A 20,804-nucleotide genomic window follows, 5' to 3' on the forward strand; every position below is an offset into this window, starting at 1 on the left:
GCGACCCCGCGAACGTCACTGCCAGCGTCCTCAGGCCTTCGGGTCCTCGTCGAGCCGGTCGGCAGCCTCTTTGAGCTTGGCCGCGGCGTCGTCGATCTTCTCGGTGAACTTGCCGTCGGTGGCCTTGTCGGCGAGGTCCGCGACCTTGTCGATGGCGACGTCGATCTCCTCGTCGTGCTTCGCCGCCTCCTCCTTGGCCCGGTCGACGATCTGCTTGGTGTCCTTGCCCGTGAACCTGTCCAGGAGTCCCATGGTCTTCCCTCTCGTCGGTGGCGGGCCCGTGGTCGGTCCCGGAGGTCACGCTACTGAAAGACTGGCCCCATGAGCCCGATCCGTCCCGTCGTCGCCGTCGTCGGCCCCACGGCGTCGGGCAAGACCGGGCTGTCGGTCCGGTTGGCGCAGGCCGTCGGGGGAGAGGTCGTCAACGCCGACTCGGTCCAGCTGTACCGGGGCATGGACGTCGGGAGTGCGAAGGCGACCCCGCAGGAGCGCGGCGGCGTGCCGCACCACCTGCTCGACGTCCTCGAGGTCACCGACGAGGCGAACGTCGCGCAGTTCCAGCACGGGGCGCGGGCGGCGATCGACGACGTGCTCGCGCGCGACGGCGTGCCGATCCTCGTCGGCGGGTCGTCGCTCTACGTCCGCGCCGCGCTCGACCCGCTGGAGTTCCCGGGCACCGATCCGCAGGTCCGGGCCCGCTGGGCCGCGCGCCTGGACGAGGTCGGGGCCGAGGCGCTGCACGCCGAGCTGGCGGCCCGCGACCCGAAGGCGGCCGCGGCCATCCTGCCCACCAACGGGCGCCGGATCGTGCGGGCCCTGGAGGTGGGCGAGCTGACGGGCCGGCCCTTCATCGCGACGATGCCCGACCCGGTCTCGGTCTACCCGCAGGTCGTGATGATCGGGCTTGACGTGCCGCGGCCCGTGCTCGACGAGCGGATCGACACCCGGGTCGACCGGATGTGGGCCGACGGACTGGTCGAGGAGGTCCGCGGCCTGCCCGGCCTCGCCGGATCGCCCACGGCGTCCCGCGCGCTCGGCTACCAGCAGGTGCTGGCGTTCCTGGCCGGCGAGATCAGCGAGGACGAGGCGCGGGCGGAGACGAAGTCGGGCACGCGACGGTTCGCCCGGCGCCAGGACCGGATGATGCGCAAGGACCCGCGCATCCACTGGCTGCCCTTCGACGCCCCCGACCTGGTCGAGCGGGCGGTGGCCCTCGTCGGCTGCCCGTAGGCTGGGTCCATGGAATTCGCGTGGTTCAAGGGTCATGGCACCGAGAACGACTTCGTGCTGCTGCCCGACCACGACGGCACGCTGCACGGCGACCTCGATCCGGCGTTCGTGGCAGCGCTGTGCGACCGCCGTCGCGGGCTCGGCGCCGACGGCGTCATGCGGGTCGTCCGGTGCACCGCGCTGGGCCACAACTCGCCCGCCGAGTGGTTCATGGACTACCGCAACGCCGACGGGTCGACCAGCCAGATGTGCGGCAACGGCATCCGCGTCTTCGCGCGTCACCTGCTGGAGCAGGGACTCGTCGAGGGCCCGGAGTTCCCCGTCGACACGCGCGACGGGCTCAAGTTCCTGTCGGTCGAGGACGACCTCCTGTCCGTCGACATGGGCGCGTGGACGACCGGCGCGCACACGAAGGTCGCGGCGAATGGCCAGGCCTGGGAGGCGCTCGAGGTGCACACGGGCAACCCGCACGCCGTTGCGTTCGTCGACTCCCTCGCCGACGCGGGCACGCTGGTCGAGGCGCCCCGGCACGACGAGTCGGTGTTCCCCGAGGGCGTCAACGTCGAGTTCGTCCAGCGCCTGGCCGACCGTCACGTCGCCATGCGGGTGCACGAGCGCGGCTCGGGCGAGACCCGCTCCTGCGGGACGGGCGCGTGCGCCACGGCCATCGCGACCGCGAAGGCTGACGGCCAAGCCGGCCCCGCGACCTACCGCGTCGACGTCCCCGGCGGCACGCTGCACGTGACCGTCTCGACCGATCGAACCGTGCTGACCGGACCGGCCGTCATCGTCGCCGGCGGCACCATGGAGTGGAGCGCATGACCGACGAGAACCGCCCCGACGGACCCGACCACGAGGTCGACCGCGGAGAGATGGACCTGCAGGACCGCTCCTCGTTGCGCCGGGTCGCGGGCCTGTCCACCGAGCTCGAGGACATCAGCGAGGTCGAGTACCGCCAGCTGCGCCTCGAGCGGGTGGTGCTCGTGGGCGTCTGGACCGACGGCACCGTCGAGGACGCCGAGAACTCCTTGACCGAGCTCAAGGCGCTCGCCGAGACGGCCGGCTCCGAGGTGCTCGACGCGCTGATCCAGCGACGCCAGAAGCCCGACCCCGCCACCTACATCGGCAGCGGCAAGGTGGAGGAGCTGCGCGAGGCGGTCCGTGCCACCGGCGCCGACACCGTCATCTGCGACGGCGAGCTCGCGCCCAGCCAGCTGCGCAACCTCGAGGACAAGGTCAAGGTCAAGGTCGTCGACCGCGTGGCCCTGATCCTCGACATCTTCGCCCAGCACGCCAAGAGCGCCGAGGGCAAGGCGCAGGTCGAGCTGGCCCAGCTGCAGTACCAGACCCAGCGCCTGCGCGGCTGGGGCGGCAACCTGTCGCGCCAGGCCGGTGGCCAGGCGGCCGGCGGCGAGGGCATCGGCGGCCGCGGCCCCGGTGAGACGAAGCTCGAGACCGACCGCCGCCGCATCCAGGCCAAGATGGCCAAGCTGCGCCGCGAGCTGAAGGACCTCCGCGGCACCCGCGAGACGAAGAAGGCCGAGCGGCGCCGCAACAAGATCCCCTCGGTCGCGATCGCCGGCTACACCAACGCGGGCAAGTCGAGCCTGCTCAACCGGCTGACCGGTGCGGGCGTGCTCGTCGAGGACGCCCTGTTCGCGACGCTCGACCCGACCACCCGCCGCGCCGAGACGTCCGACGGACGCGTCTACACGCTCTCGGACACGGTCGGCTTCGTCCGGCACCTGCCGCACCAGCTGGTCGAGGCGTTCCGCTCGACCCTCGAGGAGGTCGCCGACGCCGACCTCATCCTGCACGTCGTCGACGGCTCGCACCCCGACCCCGAGGGCCAGATCGCCGCCGTCCGCGAGGTCTTCGCGCAGATCGACGCGGCGCCGGTGCCCGAGATCATCGTGATCAACAAGGCCGACGCCGCCGACCCGCTGGTGCTCAAGGCCCTGCTGGCCCGCGAGCCGCACGCGGTCGTGGTCAGCGCCCGGACGGGCGAGGGGATCGATGAGCTGATGGGCGCCCTGGAGGCCGACCTCCCGGTGCCCGAGGTCCTCGTCGACGCGGTCGTGCCGTACTCGCGCGGCGACCTGGTCAACCAGCTGCACCTGCACGGCGAGATCGAGACCCTCGAGCACGTCGCCGACGGCACCCACGTCGTCGCGCGCGCCCATCCCGAGCTGGCGGCCGAGCTCGCGGAGTTCGCGACCCACCGGGGCTGAGCCCGCGGCGGCTGTGGATGGGTGGTCCCGGGCGCTCGCCGGGCCGGGTAGCGTTCTCCCATGCCCTCCCGACCCGGTGTGACCGACGTCCTGGCTGCCGCGGTCGCCTCGGTGGGTGGGTCCGAGCGACCCGGGCAGGTGCAGATGGCCGAGGCCGTCGCGCAGGCCCTCGCCGAGGAGCGCCACCTGCTCGTGCAGGCCGGCACCGGCACGGGCAAGTCGCTGGGCTACCTCGTTCCCGCACTGCTGCACGACAAGCGCGTCGTGGTCGCCACGGCCACGCTGAACCTCCAGCACCAGCTCGTGGAGCGCGACATCCCGGCCCTCAAGGAGGCCGCCCGGGACACGATGTCCGCCGTGCCGCACCACGCCGTCCTGAAGGGCCGCGCCAACTACGCTTGCCTGCACCGCGTGCGGCAGGGCGCCCCCGACGACCAGGGCGTGCTGGTCGAGGTGCCCGAGGGCTCGCTGGGCGCCGAGGTCGTCACGCTGCGCGAGTGGGCCGAGGGCCAGGCCGAGGCCGGGCACTCCGGCGACCGCGACGGCGCTCCCACCCACGGCGACCGCGCCTGGCGCCAGGTCAGCGTCACGTCGCGCGAGTGCCTGGGCGCGAACCGCTGCGAGTACGCCTCCGAGTGCTTCGCCGAGCGAGCCCGCGAGGACGCCTCGAAGGCACACGTCGTCGTCACGAACCACGCGATGCTCGCCATCGACGCCATCGAGGGCGTGCCGATGCTGCCCGAGTTCGACGCGGTCGTCGTCGACGAGGCGCACGAGCTGGCGGCCCGGGTCACGCAGGCGTCCACCGACGAGCTCGACCCCGGCCTCATCGAGCGTGCGGCGCGCCGGGCTCGGTCGTACCTCGACGACGGCGGGACCGCCGACGACCTCAGCGACGCCGCCGACGCGCTGGCCGATGCCCTGACGCACGTCCAGCCGGGCCGGATCGACACGATCGAGCCCGGTCTGGCAGGCGCGCTGGCCCTCGTGCGTGACAGCGCCCGCGCCTGCTTCTCGAACTTCACGAAGGAGAAGGGCGAGGAGGCCGACCCCGGTCGCCAGCAGGCGCGCAGCACGATCGACGATGTGCGCCTGGTCGCCGAGCGCATGGCGGCGGGCCGCGAGACCGAGGTGCTGTGGCTGGGGGAGGGGCGCAGCGGGCTGCACCTCAAGATCGCGCCCATCGACGTGTCCGGCGCCCTGCGCGAGAAGCTCTTCGGTGAGAAGACGGTCGTCCTGACCAGCGCGACGCTGACGCTGGGCGGGTCGTTCGGCCCGGTCGCGGCGTCGCTCGGCCTCGACATGAAGGGCACGGACTGGACCGGCCTCGACGTCGGCTCCCCGTTCGACTACACGCGCCAGGGGATCCTGTACGTCGCCCAGCACCTGCCCGCCCCCGGCCGCGACGGAGCCGACGCCGAGCAGCTCGGCGAGATCACGGCGCTGATCAAGGCCGCCGGCGGCCGGACCCTCGGCCTGTTCTCGTCCAGGCGTGCCGCCGAGAAGGCCGCGGAGTACGTGCGCGCATCACTGCCCGACCTCGACGTGTGGTGCCAGGGCGACGCCCAGCTGCCCGAGCTCGCGCGGCGATTCGCCGAGGAGCCCAGCGCCTGCCTGTTCGGCACCCTGAGCCTGTGGCAGGGCGTCGACCTGCCCGGCGACACCTGCACGCTGGTGATCATCGATCGCATCCCGTTCCCGCGCCCGGACGACCCGCTCAGCAGCGCGCGGCAGCGCCTGGTCGAGCGACGCGGCGGCAACGGCTTCATGCAGGTCGCCGCCCAGCACGCCGCGCTGCTGCTGGCCCAGGGAGTCGGCCGCCTGATCCGGCGCTCGACCGACCGTGGGGTCGTCGCGGTGCTCGACCCGCGCCTCGTGACGGCCCGGTACGGCGGCTTCCTGGCCTCCTCGCTGCCACCGCTGTGGCGCACGACCGACCGGGCCGTCGTCACCGCGGCCCTGCGCCGCCTCGACGAGTCCGCGAAGGACAGGATCCGCGCGTCGGTTTGATACCGTGGGCCGGACTCATCGCTCAACCACTCGGGGATCCCATGCCGTTCCGTCTTCCGTCGCTCGCCGCTGCCTGCCTGGCGCTCATCGGATCCCTCTTCGTCACCATCGCGCCCGCTGAAGCAGCGGGCGCCTTGTCGACCAAGACGTCCGTCGTCGCCATGACCGAGGGCGGCTACGGCGCGGTCTTCGCGCGGTGCACGAAGAAGAAGGCCTGCAAGGGCAAGGTCTGGGTCCAGGGTGCCACCGCCCAGAAGCGCAGCTTCAAGGTCAAGGCGAAGTCCTCTGGCTGGGTCACCTTCCGCAACACCGGGTGGAAGAAGCAGCGCTCGGCGGTCGTCCGCATGAGTGGTGCCGCCCCCGTGCGCGTCACGATGCAGGCCAAGGTCGCCTACGGCACGATCTCCGGCACGGTGGCCCGCACCGGCGGTGCGATCGCCTCGGGCGTCAAGGTCGAGCTGTGGCGTCTGGGCTCGCGCAACCGTCACGTCCTGGTCTCGACGGCCACCGACGTCGAGCGCAACGGCGGCAGGTTCGCCTTCCGCGTCCGGATGGGCGCCAACAACGGTCCCTCGGCCGGGTACAAGCTGCACATCGTCGGCACCAGCGGCGGCGAGCGTCGCTCCTGGTGGTGGCGCGGCAACGGCAAGGGCGCGTTCGCCGGCGGAGCCCGCGACATGTCCGCCGGAAGCGCGGTCAAGGTCACGCGCGCCCTGAACTACCGCTACGTCGCCAACGCGCGCTACTCCTCGATCAAGGGGCAGGTGCGCAACGGCTCGAAGGCCGTCGGCGGCACCGAGGTCACCGTCGTGGGCCGACCGCCGTACTGGTCGAAGTCCTCGCGGGTCCTGCGCGACCTCGACTTCATGGCCTGCGCCAGCGTCTACGGACGCACCAGGACCAACTCCAGCGGACGCTACGAGGTCGGCTTCCTGCCCACGTCGTCGGCGCGCGTGTACGCCGTCAAGCCCGCGGGGGGACTGTGGTTCGGCTCGGGCGACCGCGCCTGGGGCACCTGCCACGCGCTGGTCAACAACCGCGCGGAGTCCCGGTCCACGGGGCGCATGCTGCCGCTGCCCAACGCCGGCCTCGTGAACCGCGCCCACAACGTCGGCTCCGGCCGCACCCGGGTCGCCGTCGTTGCCCAGGGCTACCAGGGCAAGAAGAGCTCGGCCAAGGTCGACCGCTACCTGACGGTCCGCGAGTACGCGAAGGGTCGTTCGATCCTGGCCTCCGACGTCGTCCGTGCCGGCAGCGGCCGCACGGTGAGCCTCGGCGAGGGGCACTACTGGTTCGAGATGGGCCGTCGCACCGGCTGCTCGGCCTGGTACAAGAGCCGCTACAAGAACAACGACGGCTACTTCAACGGCCTCGACCGCTCGTTCGAGAAGTGGAAGGCCAAGAACTACAAGATGTACCGCCAGCACTGCCGGGCCTGGACGGCCGGCACGTACAAGCTGGTCTACGTCAAGGGCTCGTCGATGCGGGTCGGCCTGAAGAACACCAAGGGCGGCTCCGTCAGCGGGCGCGTCACGGCGAAGAAGATCAAGCCGCGCACCGAGCTGATGATCCGCCTGACGTCCAGTGACGGCAAGAAGGTCTACCGCACCGCCATGACCGACGGTGGCGGGCGCTTCAAGGTCACCGGTCTGGCCTCGGGCCGGTACAAGGTCACGGTCAACGCCGATTCGTGGCGTGGCATCTCGCGCGGCTTCAGCGGCAAGAAGTCGGTCAAGGTCACCCGTGGCAAGAACACGTCCGTCGGGACCCTGCGCTTCCGCCAGTGACCCTGCGCCCTAGGGTGGTTTCATGGCCATCCTGGTGACCGGCGGCGCCGGCTACATCGGTGCCCACGTCGTCCGAGCGCTCGAGCGAGCCGGTCTGGAGTCGGTCGTCGTCGACGACCTCTCCAGCGGCCATCGGGAGTTCGTGCGGCCCGAGGTGCCCTTCCTCGATCTGAACGTGCTGCATGCGAAGCAACTCGTCGAGCAGCTGTCCGAGCACCACATCGAGGCGGTCATCCACCTCGCGGCGTTCAAGTACGCCGGGGTGTCGGTCGAGCAGCCGGTGCACACGTGGCGCCAGAACGTCGGTGGCACCCTGAGCCTGCTGCGCGCGATGGAGCACCTCGACGTCGACGCGATCGTCTTCTCCAGCTCGGCCGCGGTCTACGGCACGACGGACGTCCCGCTCGTCACCGAGGACACCCCGACCCGGCCCGAGTCGCCGTACGGCGAGTCCAAGCTGGTGGGGGAGTGGATGATCCGCGACCAGGGCGTCGCCACGGGCCTGCGCCACACGTCGCTGCGGTACTTCAACGTGGTCGGCTCGGGTGAGCCCGACCTGTACGACTCCAGCCCGCACAACCTCTTCCCGCTCGTGATCCGCGCGCTCAGCCAGGGGCACCGGCCGCGCATCTTCGGCGACGACTACGCCACCGCGGACGGCACCTGCGTGCGCGACTACGTGCACGTCGCCGACCTGGCCGAGGCGCACGTCGTGGCGGTCCGCCGGCTGCTGGAGGGCCGCGAGCTGGAGCCGGTCTACAACCTCGGCAGCGGCGACGGCGTCTCGGTACGGCAGATCATGCAGGCGGTGGCCGATGCCACGGGCGTCGACTTCGAGCCCGAGGTCCTGGGACGGCGCCCGGGCGACCCCGCCCGCATCGTGGCGTCGGGCGAGCGCGCGACGCGCGACCTGGACTGGCGCATGCGGCACACGCTCGACGACATGGTCGCCAGCGCCTGGCAGGCCCGGCCCGCCGACCCGACGGACTGAGCCCGACGGATCAGACCCGGCGAAGGACGGCGGTGACCTTGCCGATGATCTGGGCGTCGGTGCCGTCGATCGGGTCGTAGGCGGGGTTCTGCGGGAGCAGCCACACCTGGCCGTCGCGACGGCTGAGCGTCTTGACCGTCGCCTCGCCGTCGATCATCGCGGCGACCATCTCGCCGTTCTCGGCCACCTGCTGCTGGCGGATCACGACGTAGTCGCCGTCGCAGACGGCCGCGTCGACCATCGAGTCGCCCTTGACCTCGAGCAGGAAGAGGGTGCCGTCGCCGACCAGCGAGCGGGGGAGCGGCATGACCTCCTCGACGCGCTGCTCGGCCAGGATCGGGCCACCGGCCGCGATGCGTCCCACCACCGGCACGTAGGCCGGCTCGGGCACGGCGTCGCCGCTGCCGGTCTCGTCGTGCTCGACGGGTCGGCTGCGCATGGCGGGCTTGGAGTCGGGCAGGTAGATCTCCAGCGCGCGGGGGCGGTTCGGGTCGCGGCGGATGAAGCCCTTGCGCTCGAGCATGCGCAGCTGGTGCGAGACCGAGGACGTGCTGGCGAGCTCGCACGCGGCGCCGACCTCGCGCATGCTGGGCGGGTAGCCGTGCGACTCGATGTGCTCCTTGAGGAACACCAGGATGCGTCGTTGCCGCTTGGTCAGCCCGGTCAGGTCGACCGGTTCGTCCAGGTTCTCGCTCATGCCACGACCGTAGTGCCGACGGGGCCCGGGATCAAACAGGTGTTCGATACGGCGTGTCCCGCGCTTCGTGTCCTAGGCTGGGGCGCGTGAGCTACGTGGTGGTGGGAACCCGAGACGGTGACGGCTGGAAGGTCGACGTGTCCGGCGTCGGGTCGGGGTCCGCCTCCGACCTCACCCGGGTCGAGGCGTCGGCGCGTGAGGTGCTGCGCGACCACGGCGTCGCCGACCACGCCACCGTCGACCTGCAGCTGCTGCTGCCGGACTTCGAGGTCGACCTCGACCAGAGCGGCGTCCCGCGGCACGGCCTGGGCCCGGTCGAGCTGATCAGCGGCCTGATCGCGCTCGTGGTCGTGGTGGGCGCCATCGCGTTCCTGCTCGGACGCGCCCTGTCCTGAGCCGGTCGCTCAGCGCTCGAGGCGCTCGTCCAGCTCGGCGTTGAACCGGTCCAGTCCGGTGGCCAACTCGGCCTCCTGGGAGCGCCGGCGCGCCAGCGCCTCGTCCTCGGAGAGCGTCTCGCGGGTGACGATGTGCTCCCGCGCCGCCTCGACGCAGGCGCCGAGCAGGATCGCGTACATCCCGATCCACAGCCACAGCAGCAGGACGACGACCCCGGCCAGCGCTCCGTACGTCTTGGAGTAGTTGCCGAACAGGTCGACATAGAGGGAGAAGCCGACCGACACGAGCAGCCACAGGGCGGCGGCGATGACCACGCCCCGCGTGACGATGCCGTGGGCCGACGGCCGGTCCGGTGCCACGCGGTACAGGATGCCGATGGCCACGACGATCCCGCCGGCCAGCACCACCCACCGCAGGACGTTCGCCAGCAGGCGCATCCCGGGCACGACGTCGATCATGTTGAGCACGACCGGGACCACCGCGACGAGCGAGATCGCGACCAACCCGAACACGACGGCGGCCACCGTCAGGCCCAGGGCGAGCGCCTTCCGCGCGACGAACGAGCGCGCGTCCTCGAGTCCGTAGAGCTGGTTGATCGCCGTGACGAGGTTGCCGACACCGCCGGAGGCGGCGTAGACCGCGAGCAGGATCGCGACGGCCGCGCCGAGTCCGAGCGACCCCGAGGGCGCCGAGGTCAGCTGCTCGAGCTGGCCGTTGACCAGCGAGGCCGCGTCGGCGGGCAGGGCCTCGGAGATGCGCTCGGTCTGGTCGGCCACCGTGGCCGGGTCGGCGACCAGTCCGTAGATCGACACCGCCGCGATCAGGGCGGGGAACAGGGACGTGAAGAGGTAGAAGGCGACGCCCGCCGCGAGGAGCGGCGCCTGGCGCGCCGAGGCCTGGCGCCACGCGGTGACGGCGGTGCGAACGATCGACATGCCCCGACGCTAGCGGCGACCGGGGCGCCCCGCATGGCCGCCGTCGCCGCTCACGCGACACGCGGATTCGAACACAATTTCGACAATGCTGGATTCTGTCGGAGGTGCGTCGTACAGTCGTTCATGTGTTCGATAGAACATCTGATCGAATCGAACAGCACCGAACAGCCGCACTTCCCCGGAGGCCATCATGAGCATCACCCTCGACCACACCCCGTTCCCGGTCATCGACCTGACGCGCCGTCCGGTCGTGACGCGCACGACCTACCGCGCCGGATCGACCACGCCCGCCGCGCCGCTGCGGCTCACGGGTCGGGGCCGGGTCGCGATCGTGGCCGTGGCGCTCGCGGTGATCAGCGCCGTGGTGATCGTCTTCGGCTCCGCCGTCGTCGCCACCGACACCGCGGCCGAGCCGGGGATCGTCACGACGGTCACCGTGCAGCCGGGCCAGACCCTGTGGAGCATCGCCGCCGAGGCGCGGCCCGATGCCGACATCCGCTCGACGGTGGACGAGATCATCAAGCTCAACGCCCTCGAGGACGGCGCGTCGCTGCCCATCGGCACGACCCTGGCGGTTCCGGTCAACGACTGACCCCGCCCGCGCCCGCTCACGGCGCCCATCGATGCCTCGGGGAAGGGGCCGATGGGCGCCGTGTGCACTTTCCGGTGGTCGACACGTGTTCACCGCCACGTCGCCCCGGAGCGCTCACGACGGCGTACGGTGTGGGAAGACACCGATGTCAGGAGGTGCGCCATGGCGATCGTCGCCCACGGCCACGAGATCCACGTGATGACCCGCTTCCGTGGACAGTTGCTGAGCCGAGCCGCCGTCCTGCTGGCCGCCAGCGCCCTGACCTGGCTGCTGCCCGAGCGTGCCGGTGCCCAGCACGTCGACGCGCCCTCCCGCTGGATCGGCGGTGCCGTCACCGAGGTCCACCCGGCTGCGGCGGGCGCCCTGCTGCTGACGCTGGTCGCCGCCGGCTTCGGCTGGCAGCGAGTGCGTCCGGCCGACATGGGCGCCCTCGCCTGGGTGGTGGCAGGGGGAGTGCTCGGGTTCGTGTCCCTGGCCCTGGTCCTGCTCGTCGGCTCGGGTGAAGGACCGGTCTACTGGTGGCTCGGCGCCGGCGTGGTCGTCACGTCGATGACGCTGCAGGTGCTGGCCGCGCTCGCGGGGCACGCCCTCGCCGTCGCGGTGGCCCGGCGCTCCGCCCCCGCGGATCAGGCCGACTGACGCCCACGCTCCGAACGACGAACGACCCGGTCCGTGGACCGGGTCGTTCGTCGTTCGGAGCGTGGGGATCAGCCCTTGAGCTGACCGCCCGCGCTCTCCAGGTGCGCGCGCACGAACCAGTGGAACAGCTCGAGCGTCTTGATCTGGCCGATGATCATGTCCTCGGTGACGGGGTCGAGGTCCGCCACGGCCTCCTGGGCCTTGCGATGGTCGTCGATCAGGCCGACGTACACCGCGTCGAGCGCCTTCAGGTGCTCGGTGGTGGTGGCGCGACCGAGGGGGTAGTCGTCCCACGAGCGGCCGTCGACGATCGCCTTCGGCGTGCCCAGGGGCTCGCTGCCCAGCGTCGCGATGCGCTCAGCGGTCTCGTCGACCATGTCGCGCACCTCGACGACGTGCGGATCGATCATCTCGTGCACGGCGATGAAGTGGGGACCCACGACGTTCCAGTGCACGTGCTTGAGGGTGAGCATGAGGTCGTTGAGTGCGTTCAGGCGGTCCTGGAGCGTCTTCGCGAGGCTCTCGCCGTCGGCGATCTCCAGACCGGGAACCGTGTACTTGGGTTTGGTGGCCATGCCTCCACCGTAGGGGGGCGTGCCGCCCTCGCAACCGCAGCAGGTGTGACCTGCTCAACGCTCCGTGTCGCCGCGGAGGCGAGCGTGTTCCTGGGCGCCGCGTACGCGGGCCACGGCCGCCGTCCACGCCCGCTCGGCCTCCTCGGTGCGGCCCAACCGCGCCAGCAGGTCGGCGCGGGTGGCGTGGAACAGGTGGTCGTCGAGGGGCAGTCGCTCGACCGCATGGAGCGCCGTCTCGGCGCCGTGCACCTCGGCGACCGTCATCGCCCGGGAGAGCGCCACGGCGTCGGTGGGCGCCACCTGCATCAGCTGGTCGTGCAGGGCCAGGATCCGGTCCCAGTCCGTGTCGGCCGCCTCCGTCGCCGTGACGTGGGCCGCCTGGATCGAGGCCCGCAGCTGGTAGGGACCGGAGCGGTTCTCGCGCATGCTGCCGCGCAGCAGGAACAGTCCCTCGGCGATCTCGTCGCCGTGCCACAGCGAGCGGTCCTGCAGACCGAGCGGCACCATGGTCCCGTCGTCGGCCTGGCGGGCGTCGCGCCGGGCGCGCGTCAGCAGCATGATCGCCAGCAGGGCGCGCGGCTCGGCCTCACCGGGGAACATCTCGAGGATCACGCGGGCCATCTCGCTGGCCTCCAGGGGCAGGTCGGCCCCGCAGTGGGGGTGCACGATGCCGTCGTCGAAGACCAGCATGAGGACGTCGAGCACGCGCCCCAGCCGCTCGGGACGGTCCTCCGGCGCCATCGGCTCGCGCAGCCAGGCGCCGGCCCGGTGCTGCGACCACGTGAGCCGCCGCTCCATCGTCTCGTCGGGCACGGAGAACGCGCACGCGATCTCGTCCGTCGGCAGGCCGCCCGCGACGCTCATCAGCAGGGCGATCCGCGCGGCCTCGGGCAACGACCCGTGGCAGCACGCCGACAGCAGGACCAGGGCCTCGTCCGACTCGTCCGGCGCGAGCGCCGGGGGATCGGACGGCTGGTCCGCGGCCTCCCACGCGTGGCGCAGCAGGGGCGTGACGGGATCGGTGCGCAGGTCGACGTCGTCGCGCACGAGGCGGGTGAGCGCCTCGTCGACGGCGGCGCTCGCAGCGGACAGGTCGCCCGAGCGCACGGCCAGGGCGGCCAGGGTGCGCAGGCGAGCCGAACGCAGTTCGCGGGGGAGGGTCGAGGTCATCGTGTCGTCGCGCTGTCCGGGCGTGCGGTGGACATGGCGACTCCTCTCGGTCCGGGGCGACGGTGTGGTCTGGCGGTGGTCCATGGGGTGACCCCTCGATGGTCGCCGACACGCCCGCACTTCGCGACTCGACGGGAGGCGACCCCCCGCTGACCTGCGGAAACAGGGCGGGCGGAGGGGACGGATGGGATTCTGTCGGACTTCTTTGCGAAGTTGTTGCTTACCGTCGGGGAGCCACGTACAGTAACCACTACATCTAGTAGTTACACAGATGTGATTCTCCACATATAGGTCCACAGGCGGACCGGTGTTACCCACACGATGACCGGAGATGTCCACATTCCGTCCCCAGATCCATCCACGGGGCGGATTCGGCCCGAGGCGAGGAGGAAAGATGCACTGCCCGTTCTGCAAGCACACCGACACGCGCGTGCTCGACTCGCGGGTGGCCGACGAGGGCGGCTCGATCCGCCGCCGCCGCGCGTGCTCGCAGTGCGAGAAGCGCTTCACCACGATCGAGCAGATGCAGCTCATGGTGGTCAAGCGCTCCGGCGCCACCGAGCCGTTCGTCCGCGAGAAGGCCGTCGCCGGCGTCGCCAAGGCCTGCAAGGGACGTCCGGTCTCCACCGACGACCTGGCGTGCCTGGGCCAGCAGGTCGAGGACACCCTGCGTGCCTCCGGCCAGGCCGAGATCAACACCCAGGACATCGGGATGGCGATCCTCGAGCCCCTGCGGGCCCTCGACGAGGTCGCCTACCTGCGCTTCGCGTCCGTCTACAAGTCCTTCGACTCGGCCGACGACTTCGTCGCCGAGATCGCCGGTCTGCTGGCCGACCAGGCCGACATCACCCAGGTGCTCGACCCCTCGTCGCAGCGCCCCACTCCCGGCGCCGGGTCCTGACCGACCCCTCGCCCCACGCACGACACACCCACCACGCAGCACCACCACGACAGGAGCACCACATGACCGAGACGGTCGGCGGGAACTCGGGACCCGCCCCTCGCACCAGCCGCAAGTCCGCCAAGACCGGACTGAAGATCGAGCGTGTCCACACGACCGAGGGCGTGCACCCGTACGACGCGGTCACGTGGGAGCGTCGCGACGTCGTCCAGACCAACTGGAAGACCGGTGAGACCGTCTTCGAGCAGCGCGGTGTGGAGTTCCCCGACTTCTGGAGCCTCAACGCCTCCACGATCGTCACCACCAAGTACTTCCGCGGTGCCGTGGGCAGCCCCGAGCGCGAGGCCAGCCTGCGCCAGCTGCTCGACCGCGTCGTCCTGACGTACGTCAAGGCGGGCAAGGACTTCGGCTACTTCGCCACCGACGCCGACGCCGAGATCTTCGAGCACGAGCTGACCTACATGCTCCTGCACCAGGTCTTCAGCTTCAACAGCCCGGTGTGGTTCAACGTGGGCACCTCGAGCCCGCAGCAGGTCAGCGCGTGCTTCATCCTGGCCGTCGACGACTCGATGGACTCGATCCTGAACTGGTACCGCGAGGAGGGCCTGATCTTCAAGGGCGGCTCCGGTGCCGGCCTCAACCTGTCGCGCATCCGTTCCAGCAAGGAGCTGCTGCGCTCCTCCGGTGGCACGGCTTCCGGTCCGGTGTCGTTCATGCGTGGTGCGGACGCGTCGGCCGGGACGATCAAGTCCGGAGGCGCCACCCGACGCGCCGCCAAGATGGTCGTGCTGGACGTCGACCACCCCGACATCGTCGAGTTCGTCGAGACCAAGGAGCGCGAGGAGGAGAAGATCCGCGTGCTGCGTGACGCGGGCTTCGACATGGACCTGGGCGGCTCGGACATCACCAGCGTCCAGTACCAGAACGCCAACAACTCGGTCCGCGTCAACGACGAGTTCATGGAGGCCGTCGAGGAGGGCACCTCCTTCGGCCTGCGCGCCCGCACCAGCGGCGAGGTCATCGAGGAGATCGACGCCCGCGACCTGTGGGGCAAGATGGCCCAGGCCGCGTGGGCCTGCGCCGACCCGGGCATCCAGTACGACTCGACGATCAACGACTGGCACACGACGCCGGAGTCGGGCCGGATCACCGCCTCGAACCCGTGCAGCGAGTACATGCACCTGGACAACTCCAGCTGCAACCTCGCCAGCCTGAACCTGCTCAAGTTCCTGTCCGAGGACGGCTCGTTCGACACCCAGAAGTTCGTCAAGAGCGTCGAGTTCATCATCACCGCGATGGACATCTCGATCTGCTTCGCCGACTTCCCGACCGAGGCGATCGGCGACACGACGCGCAAGTTCCGTCAGCTCGGCATCGGCTACGCCAACCTCGGCGCCCTGCTGATGGCGTCGGGCCTGGCGTACGACTCCGACGGCGGCCGCGCGCTCGCCGCGGGCATCACGTCGCTGATGACCGGCACGTCCTACCGCCGCAGCGCCGAGCTCGCCGGCGTCGTGGGCCCGTACGAGGGCTATGCGGCCAACGTCGACGGCCACCAGCGCGTCATGCGCAAGCACCAGGCGGCCAACGACGAGATCCGCACCAAGCACGCGATGGACATCGCCGTGCAGAAGGAGGCCACCAAGCAGTGGGCGGCCAACCTGAAGATCGGTGAGAAGAACGGCTGGCGCAACTCGCAGGCCTCGGTCCTGGCGCCCACCGGCACGATCGGCTTCATGATGGACTGCGACACGACCGGCATCGAGCCGGACTTCTCGCTGGTCAAGTTCAAGAAGCTCGTCGGCGGCGGCTCGATGCAGGTCGTCAACCAGACGGTGCCCGCCGCGCTGGAGAAGCTCGGCTACACCGGCGAGACGATCGAGGCGATCGTCGAGTTCATCGCCGAGCACGGTCACGTCATCGACGCCCCCGGCCTGCGCCCGGAGCACTACGAGGTCTTCGACTGCGCCGTCGGCGAGCGGGCCATCAAGCCGATGGGTCACGTGCGGATGATGGCGGCGGCCCAGCCGTTCCTGTCCGGCGCCATCAGCAAGACGGTCAACATGCCCGAGAGCGCGACGGTCGAGGAGATCGCCGACGTCTACTTCCAGGGCTGGAAGCTCGGCCTGAAGGCGCTGGCCGTCTACCGCGACAACTGCAAGGTCGGCCAGCCGCTGTCCAGCCAGAAGTCGCAGGACGACAAGACCTCGGCGGCCGACGCGCCCCAGGCCGAGGTCCAGGTCATCGAGAAGATCGTCGAGAAGCCGATCCGTCGGCGCCTGCCGAAGTCGCGCGCCTCGATCACGACCAGCTTCAGCGTCGGCGGCGCCGAGGGCTACATGACCTCCGGTGCCCACGACGACGGCACGCTGGGCGAGATCTTCCTCAAGCTGGGCAAGCAGGGCTCGACTCTGGCCGGCGTGATGGACGCGTTCAGCATCGCCGTGTCGATCGGCCTGCAGTACGGCGTGCCGCTCGAGACGTTCGTGACCAAGTTCACGAACCTCAAGTTCGAGCCCGCCGGCCTCACCGACGACCCGGACGTCCGCATGGCGCAGTCGATCATGGACTACGTCTTCCGCCGCCTGGCGCTGGACTACATCGACTTCGACACCCGGTCGGCCATGTCGATCTTCTCGGTCGACGAGCGTCAGCGGTACCTCGACACGGGCTCGTACGAGCCGGTCAAGGGCGACGGGTCGACGGCGGCCGAGCTGGTCGCCGACGAGCCCGAGGGTCCGTCCGCCGCGGCGGCCGCCGAGCTCAAGGCCGAGGCGCAGATCAACGACGCCGACGCCGTGGCGGTCCAGGTCGAGACGGCACGTCCCGCCTCGGGTCGGGCCCACACCTCGGCCGAGCTGCTCGAGGAGATCACGGGTGCGGCGGTCGACAGCCCGCTGTGCATGACCTGCGGCACGAAGATGCGTCCCGCCGGCTCCTGCCACGTCTGCGAGGGCTGCGGCAGCACCAGCGGCTGCAGCTGATCGACCTCGCGTCGCCCGACCGGCCCGGACTCTCCTCGCGGAGGGTCCGGGCCGGTCCCGTCTCAGCTGCGGCCGAAACCGCGCCCGCGCCCGCGTCCGCCACTCCCCACTTTTGGAACTGGATTCACCTCGGATCGGCGATTCGACGTGAAACCAGTTCCAAAAGTGGGGAAGGGCGCGGACGATGGGGGCATGGAGCGTCTGGTGATCATCGGGGGAGGGCTCGCTGCCGCGAAGGCAGTCGAGCGACTGCGCGACGAGGGGTACGAGGGGTCGATCGACCTGGTGGGTGCGGAGGACCACGCCCCGTACGAGCGTCCGCCGCTGTCGAAGGACCTCCTTCTGGGTCAGGACACCGACCCGACCGCGCTGGCCGACGACTGGTGGGCCGCCAACGACGTCCGCCTCCTCACCGGAGTGAGGGCCGTCGCGATCGACCGGGAGGCGCAGGCGGTCGAGCTCGACTCGGGGGAGGCGCTGCCGTACGACCTGCTGGTGCTGGCGACCGGCGCCGAGCCCCGCGTGCCCGACCTGCCCGGGGCCGACCACGCGCTCTACCTGCGCACCCTCGAGGACCAGGAGCGGGTGCTGGCGGCGCTGCGGGCGGGCGGACGGCTGGTCATCGTCGGCGCCGGCTGGATCGGACTGGAGGTGGCCGCGGCAGCGCGTCACCACGACGTCGAGGTGATCGTGCTCGAGCAGGCCGACCTGCCGCTCGGGTCCGTGTTGGGGGCCGACCTGGCCCGTCACCTGCTCGACCTGCACCGGTCGCACGGGGTCGACCTCCGTACGGGCGTCACCGTGGAGGAGGTGCTGCTCGAGGGTGACCGACCGGTCCGCGTGCGCACCGCGCAGGAGTCGATCGAGGCCGACCACGTCCTCGTCGCGATCGGGGCTGTCCCGTCGGTGGAAATCGCGCGGGACGCCGGGCTCGAGATCGATGACGGCATCGTGGTCGACGAGCGGTTCCAGACGCAGGACGAGCACATCCTGGCCGTCGGCGACGTCGCGAACGCCTGGAACACCGCCCTGCACGCGCGGATCCGGGTCGAGCACTGGGACAACGCGATCCGTCAGGGCCGGGCGGTCGCCGACGTCCTGCTCGGCCGCGAGGCGCACCACGACTGGCTCCCGTACTTCTACACCGACCAGTTCGAGTTCTCGATGGAGTACGTCGGCCGCCCGGGTGAGGACGACCGCCTCGAGGTCCGTGGCGACGTGGGAGCGAACGAGTTCATCGCCTACTGGATCGACGCGGAGGGCCTGCTGACGGGCGCGATGAACGTCGGCATCTGGGACGTGAACGACACGCTGCGGGCCATGGTGGGCACCCGGGTCGACCCCGAGGCGCTCACCGACCTGCGCTGACCGACACGGCGCGCGTGTGACGAAGCGCACCGCCCGGATGCGTCGGGTGCATTAGTGCAAAGGATGCACAACTGCATATTCTGCAAGAGTGCAATCAGAGACCGTCAGCCCGCTCGTCGCCGAGCGCCAGCGCCGCACGTGGACTGCGATCCACCGTGCCGCCGCGGACGCCACGCTCGAGCGCGGTCCCGGCGACGTGACCGTCGCCCAGATCGCCGAGATCGCGGGTGTCTCGCCGCGGACCTTCTTCAACTACTTCGACTCGAAGGAGGACGCGATCGTCGGCGTGCAGGCTCCGCACCTGACCGACGACGTGCTGCGCGACCTGCGCGAGTCCACCGACGACCCCGCCATCTTGCGGGTGTGCCGGCTCGTCACCGAGGTGGCGCGCTCGACGATCGGCCCCGGCGTCGACATGGACCAGCGACGAGCGCTGGCCGCCGCCCATCCGCACCTGCGCGGACGGCTCACGGCGATGTTCGGCGAGGCCCGCAAGCTGCTGATGGCCCGTCTCGTCGACGACGTCGAGCCGCCGTGGTCCGGCATCGAGGGGCTCCCGGCCGACCCTGCCGAGGCCCGGGCCCTGATCCTGCTCGCCAACGGCATCGTCACGCTCGCGTGGATGTCCGACACCGACCGACTCTTCACCGACCCCGACGCCGCGCTCGCGGAGTCCATCGACACCTTCCGAAAGGTCACGACCACCGCACTATGACCACTGCCGCTCCCACCCCCGATCTGCACCAGAAGCGCACCATCCGCCTGGTGTTCGCCGCCCTCATGCTCGTGATGCTGCTGGCGTCGCTGAGCCAGACGGTCCTGTCGACCGCGCTGCCGACCATCGTCGGCTCGCTCGACGGCGCCGACCACATCGCCTGGGTCATGACGGCCTACCTGCTCGGCATGACCGTGACGATGCCGATGTACGGCCGTCTTGGCGACCGCCTCGGCCGCAAGCCGCTGCTGCTGCTCGCCATCACCCTCTTCACGATCGGCTCGCTGGTCGGTGCGATCGCGCAGGACATGAACGTCCTGATCGCCGGACGCGCGATCCAGGGCCTCGGCGGCGGTGGCCTGATGGTGCTGTCGCAGGCCGCGATCGCCGACGTCGTCCCGGCGCGGGAGCGCGGCAAGTACATGGGCATCCTCGGCGCGGTCTTCGGCCTGTCGTCGGTGGCCGGCCCGCTGCTGGGCGGCTGGTTCACCGAGGGACCCGGCTGGCGCTGGACCTTCTGGATCAACGTGCCCCTCGGCGTGATCGCCTTCGTCGCCGTCGTGATGCTGCTGGCCAAGCCCGCCCTCGAGCGCGCCCAGGCGCGCGTCGACTACCTCGGCATGGCGCTGCTGGCCATCGCCACCAGCGCGCTCATCCTCGGCGCGACCTGGGGCGGCCACCAGTACGACTGGGACAGCCCGCAGATCATCGGTCTGGGCATCGTCACCGTCGTCGGCGCGATCGCGTTCGTCCTCGCCGAGCGCGTGGCGCAGGAGCCGGTCATCCCGCTGGCCCTGTTCCGCGACCGGAACTTCAACCTCACCACGGTCGGCGTCATCATCCTGGGCGTCGCGATGTTCGGCTCGCTGTCGTACCTGCCCACGTACCTGCAGATGTCGGTCGGCGTCGACGCCACCCATGCGGGTCTGATGATGATCCCGATGATGGGCGGCATGCTCATCACCTCGATCACGGTCGGCCAGGCGGTCAGCCGCACGGGTCGCTACCGCTGGTTCCCGATCGCGGGTGCGGTCGTCACGGGTGCGGGCCTGTTCTGCCTCTCGACGATCGACATAGGCGACTCGCGCTGGATCATCGAGGGCTCGCTGCTGGTGCTCGGCATCGGCATCGGCCTGGGCATGCAGATCCTCACGCTGATCGTCCAGAACTCGTTCTCGCACCAGATCGTGGGCACGGCCACCGCCGCGAACAACTTCTTCCGCCAGGTCGGCGGCACGCTCGGTGCCGCCGCGGTGGGCTCGATCTTCACCTCGCGCCTCACCGAGACCCTGGCCACGGAGCTGCCCTCGACCGGCCGGTCCGGCAGCGGGTCGTCCTCCCTGACCCCCGACGCGGTCGCCCAGCTGCCGCAGGAGCTGCACGACATCGTGGTGGGCGCCTACAACGAGGCCCTCATGCCGATCTTCCTGTGGATCGCGCCGTTGACGCTCGTGTCGGCCGCCGTGCTGTGGTTCGTGCACGAGAAGCCGCTCAAGCACACCATCGAGGCGGCGAAGAAGGACGAGTCGCTGGGCGAGCACACGCTCGACGCCGCCGAGGCGATGTCCGGCGCCGAGCGCTGA

Annotated in this window: 19 protein-coding genes; 14 read left to right on the plus strand and 5 right to left on the minus strand. The window is 70.9% G+C overall.

The features are described 5' to 3' along the window. Nucleotides 1–30 precede the first annotated feature (30 nt). A complete protein-coding gene (locus AFL01nite_RS00755) occupies nt 31–252 on the minus strand; it encodes an antitoxin (RefSeq protein WP_146825182.1) in 222 nt (73 codons plus the stop codon). 69 nt (nt 253–321) lie between these two features. Between AFL01nite_RS00755 and miaA the strand changes: the two genes are divergently transcribed. From miaA to galE, 6 genes are read left to right on the plus strand one after another with little or no spacing between them, the layout of a single operon-like run. After that, nucleotides 322–1,230 carry a tRNA (adenosine(37)-N6)-dimethylallyltransferase MiaA gene (gene miaA, locus AFL01nite_RS00760; protein ID WP_146825183.1) on the plus strand — a complete coding sequence of 303 codons (909 nt, stop codon included), beginning with the start codon at nt 322–324 and terminating at the stop codon, nt 1,228–1,230. A gap of 9 nt (nt 1,231–1,239) precedes the next feature. Further along, nucleotides 1,240–2,052, plus strand: a complete 813-nt coding sequence (dapF, locus tag AFL01nite_RS00765) for a diaminopimelate epimerase (protein ID WP_146825184.1) — start codon at nt 1,240–1,242, stop codon at nt 2,050–2,052. Next, a complete protein-coding gene (gene hflX, locus AFL01nite_RS00770; RefSeq protein ID WP_146825185.1) occupies nt 2,049–3,461 on the plus strand; it encodes a GTPase HflX in 1,413 nt (470 codons plus the stop codon). The genes dapF and hflX overlap by 4 nt, the downstream gene beginning before the upstream one ends. Nucleotides 3,462–3,521: 60 nt before the next feature. Further along, nucleotides 3,522–5,471, plus strand: a complete 1,950-nt coding sequence (locus tag AFL01nite_RS00775) for an ATP-dependent DNA helicase (protein WP_146825186.1) — start codon at nt 3,522–3,524, stop codon at nt 5,469–5,471. 41 nt (nt 5,472–5,512) lie between these two features. Continuing rightward, nucleotides 5,513–7,258 (plus strand): carboxypeptidase regulatory-like domain-containing protein, encoded by a 1,746-nt coding sequence (locus AFL01nite_RS00780; protein WP_146825187.1) that lies wholly within the window; start codon nt 5,513–5,515, stop codon nt 7,256–7,258. A gap of 22 nt (nt 7,259–7,280) precedes the next feature. After that, nucleotides 7,281–8,249: a UDP-glucose 4-epimerase GalE gene (gene galE, locus AFL01nite_RS00785; protein WP_146825188.1), complete on the plus strand. Its 969-nt coding sequence runs from the start codon at nt 7,281–7,283 to the stop codon at nt 8,247–8,249. Nucleotides 8,250–8,259: 10 nt separating this feature from the next. On the opposite strand, the gene lexA is transcribed toward galE, so the two are convergent. Next, entirely contained in the window at nt 8,260–8,946 is a 687-nt protein-coding gene (gene lexA / locus AFL01nite_RS00790; RefSeq protein ID WP_146825189.1) for a transcriptional repressor LexA, read from the minus strand. Between the two features lie 86 nt (nt 8,947–9,032). Between lexA and AFL01nite_RS00795 the strand changes: the two genes are divergently transcribed. Further along, nucleotides 9,033–9,341, plus strand: coding sequence for a hypothetical protein (locus tag AFL01nite_RS00795; RefSeq protein WP_146825190.1), 309 nt, complete (start codon nt 9,033–9,035; stop codon nt 9,339–9,341). Nucleotides 9,342–9,350: 9 nt separating this feature from the next. Here the strand turns inward: AFL01nite_RS00795 and AFL01nite_RS00800 are convergent, their stop codons facing one another. Next, entirely contained in the window at nt 9,351–10,277 is a 927-nt protein-coding gene (locus AFL01nite_RS00800) for a YihY/virulence factor BrkB family protein (protein WP_146825191.1), read from the minus strand. Between the two features lie 190 nt (nt 10,278–10,467). Here AFL01nite_RS00800 and AFL01nite_RS00805 point away from each other — a divergent pair, with 190 nt between their 5' ends. Both AFL01nite_RS00805 and AFL01nite_RS00810 read left to right on the plus strand, forming a co-directional pair. Beyond that, nucleotides 10,468–10,869, plus strand: coding sequence for a LysM peptidoglycan-binding domain-containing protein (locus tag AFL01nite_RS00805; RefSeq protein ID WP_146825192.1), 402 nt, complete (start codon nt 10,468–10,470; stop codon nt 10,867–10,869). Between the two features lie 162 nt (nt 10,870–11,031). Beyond that, nucleotides 11,032–11,508: a hypothetical protein gene (locus AFL01nite_RS00810; protein ID WP_146825193.1), complete on the plus strand. Its 477-nt coding sequence runs from the start codon at nt 11,032–11,034 to the stop codon at nt 11,506–11,508. A 68-nt stretch (nt 11,509–11,576) separates the two neighbouring features. On the opposite strand, the gene AFL01nite_RS00815 is transcribed toward AFL01nite_RS00810, so the two are convergent. Further along, nucleotides 11,577–12,083: a Dps family protein gene (locus AFL01nite_RS00815; protein WP_146825194.1), complete on the minus strand. Its 507-nt coding sequence runs from the start codon at nt 12,081–12,083 to the stop codon at nt 11,577–11,579. 54 nt (nt 12,084–12,137) lie between these two features. Continuing rightward, nucleotides 12,138–13,337, minus strand: coding sequence for an RNA polymerase sigma factor (locus AFL01nite_RS00820; RefSeq protein WP_146825195.1), 1,200 nt, complete (start codon nt 13,335–13,337; stop codon nt 12,138–12,140). A 310-nt stretch (nt 13,338–13,647) separates the two neighbouring features. Between AFL01nite_RS00820 and nrdR the strand changes: the two genes are divergently transcribed. From nrdR to AFL01nite_RS00845, 5 genes are all read left to right on the plus strand, one after another. Continuing rightward, nucleotides 13,648–14,154: a transcriptional regulator NrdR gene (nrdR, locus tag AFL01nite_RS00825; protein ID WP_146825196.1), complete on the plus strand. Its 507-nt coding sequence runs from the start codon at nt 13,648–13,650 to the stop codon at nt 14,152–14,154. Between the two features lie 62 nt (nt 14,155–14,216). Next, complete coding sequence (locus AFL01nite_RS00830; protein WP_146825197.1) at nt 14,217–17,138, plus strand: vitamin B12-dependent ribonucleotide reductase; 2,922 nt, start codon at nt 14,217–14,219, stop codon at nt 17,136–17,138. Between the two features lie 192 nt (nt 17,139–17,330). Next, entirely contained in the window at nt 17,331–18,506 is a 1,176-nt protein-coding gene (locus AFL01nite_RS00835) for an NAD(P)/FAD-dependent oxidoreductase (RefSeq protein ID WP_146825198.1), read from the plus strand. A gap of 88 nt (nt 18,507–18,594) precedes the next feature. Beyond that, the gene (locus AFL01nite_RS00840) at nt 18,595–19,221 is read left to right on the plus strand and encodes a TetR/AcrR family transcriptional regulator (protein ID WP_146825199.1); all 627 of its coding nucleotides are present in this window, start codon (nt 18,595–18,597) and stop codon (nt 19,219–19,221) included. Next, nucleotides 19,218–20,804, plus strand: coding sequence for an MDR family MFS transporter (locus AFL01nite_RS00845; protein ID WP_146825200.1), 1,587 nt, complete (start codon nt 19,218–19,220; stop codon nt 20,802–20,804). Before AFL01nite_RS00840 ends, AFL01nite_RS00845 begins: the two co-directional genes overlap by 4 nt.

Origin of the sequence: Aeromicrobium flavum, assembly GCF_007992115.1 — a bacterium.
GTDB classification, from domain to species: Bacteria; Actinomycetota; Actinomycetes; order Propionibacteriales; family Nocardioidaceae; genus Aeromicrobium; species Aeromicrobium flavum.

Excerpts from the sequence above, each read along its gene's own strand:
- AFL01nite_RS00820 (WP_146825195.1), bottom strand. The coding sequence starts at position 13,337 with ATGGACCACCGCCAGACCACACCGTCGCCCCGGACCGAGAGGAGTCGC.
- AFL01nite_RS00775 (WP_146825186.1), top strand. The coding sequence starts at position 3,522 with ATGCCCTCCCGACCCGGTGTGACCGACGTCCTGGCTGCCGCGGTCGCC.
- AFL01nite_RS00805 (WP_146825192.1), top strand. The coding sequence starts at position 10,468 with ATGAGCATCACCCTCGACCACACCCCGTTCCCGGTCATCGACCTGACG.
- AFL01nite_RS00780 (WP_146825187.1), top strand. The coding sequence starts at position 5,513 with ATGCCGTTCCGTCTTCCGTCGCTCGCCGCTGCCTGCCTGGCGCTCATC.
- AFL01nite_RS00800 (WP_146825191.1), bottom strand. The coding sequence starts at position 10,277 with ATGTCGATCGTTCGCACCGCCGTCACCGCGTGGCGCCAGGCCTCGGCG.
- galE (WP_146825188.1), top strand. The coding sequence starts at position 7,281 with ATGGCCATCCTGGTGACCGGCGGCGCCGGCTACATCGGTGCCCACGTC.
- AFL01nite_RS00755 (WP_146825182.1), bottom strand. The coding sequence starts at position 252 with ATGGGACTCCTGGACAGGTTCACGGGCAAGGACACCAAGCAGATCGTC.
- AFL01nite_RS00810 (WP_146825193.1), top strand. The coding sequence starts at position 11,032 with ATGGCGATCGTCGCCCACGGCCACGAGATCCACGTGATGACCCGCTTC.
- miaA (WP_146825183.1), top strand. The coding sequence starts at position 322 with ATGAGCCCGATCCGTCCCGTCGTCGCCGTCGTCGGCCCCACGGCGTCG.
- AFL01nite_RS00815 (WP_146825194.1), bottom strand. The coding sequence starts at position 12,083 with ATGGCCACCAAACCCAAGTACACGGTTCCCGGTCTGGAGATCGCCGAC.
- dapF (WP_146825184.1), top strand. The coding sequence starts at position 1,240 with ATGGAATTCGCGTGGTTCAAGGGTCATGGCACCGAGAACGACTTCGTG.
- AFL01nite_RS00830 (WP_146825197.1), top strand. The coding sequence starts at position 14,217 with ATGACCGAGACGGTCGGCGGGAACTCGGGACCCGCCCCTCGCACCAGC.
- AFL01nite_RS00835 (WP_146825198.1), top strand. The coding sequence starts at position 17,331 with ATGGAGCGTCTGGTGATCATCGGGGGAGGGCTCGCTGCCGCGAAGGCA.
- lexA (WP_146825189.1), bottom strand. The coding sequence starts at position 8,946 with ATGAGCGAGAACCTGGACGAACCGGTCGACCTGACCGGGCTGACCAAG.
- hflX (WP_146825185.1), top strand. The coding sequence starts at position 2,049 with ATGACCGACGAGAACCGCCCCGACGGACCCGACCACGAGGTCGACCGC.
- AFL01nite_RS00845 (WP_146825200.1), top strand. The coding sequence starts at position 19,218 with ATGACCACTGCCGCTCCCACCCCCGATCTGCACCAGAAGCGCACCATC.
- nrdR (WP_146825196.1), top strand. The coding sequence starts at position 13,648 with ATGCACTGCCCGTTCTGCAAGCACACCGACACGCGCGTGCTCGACTCG.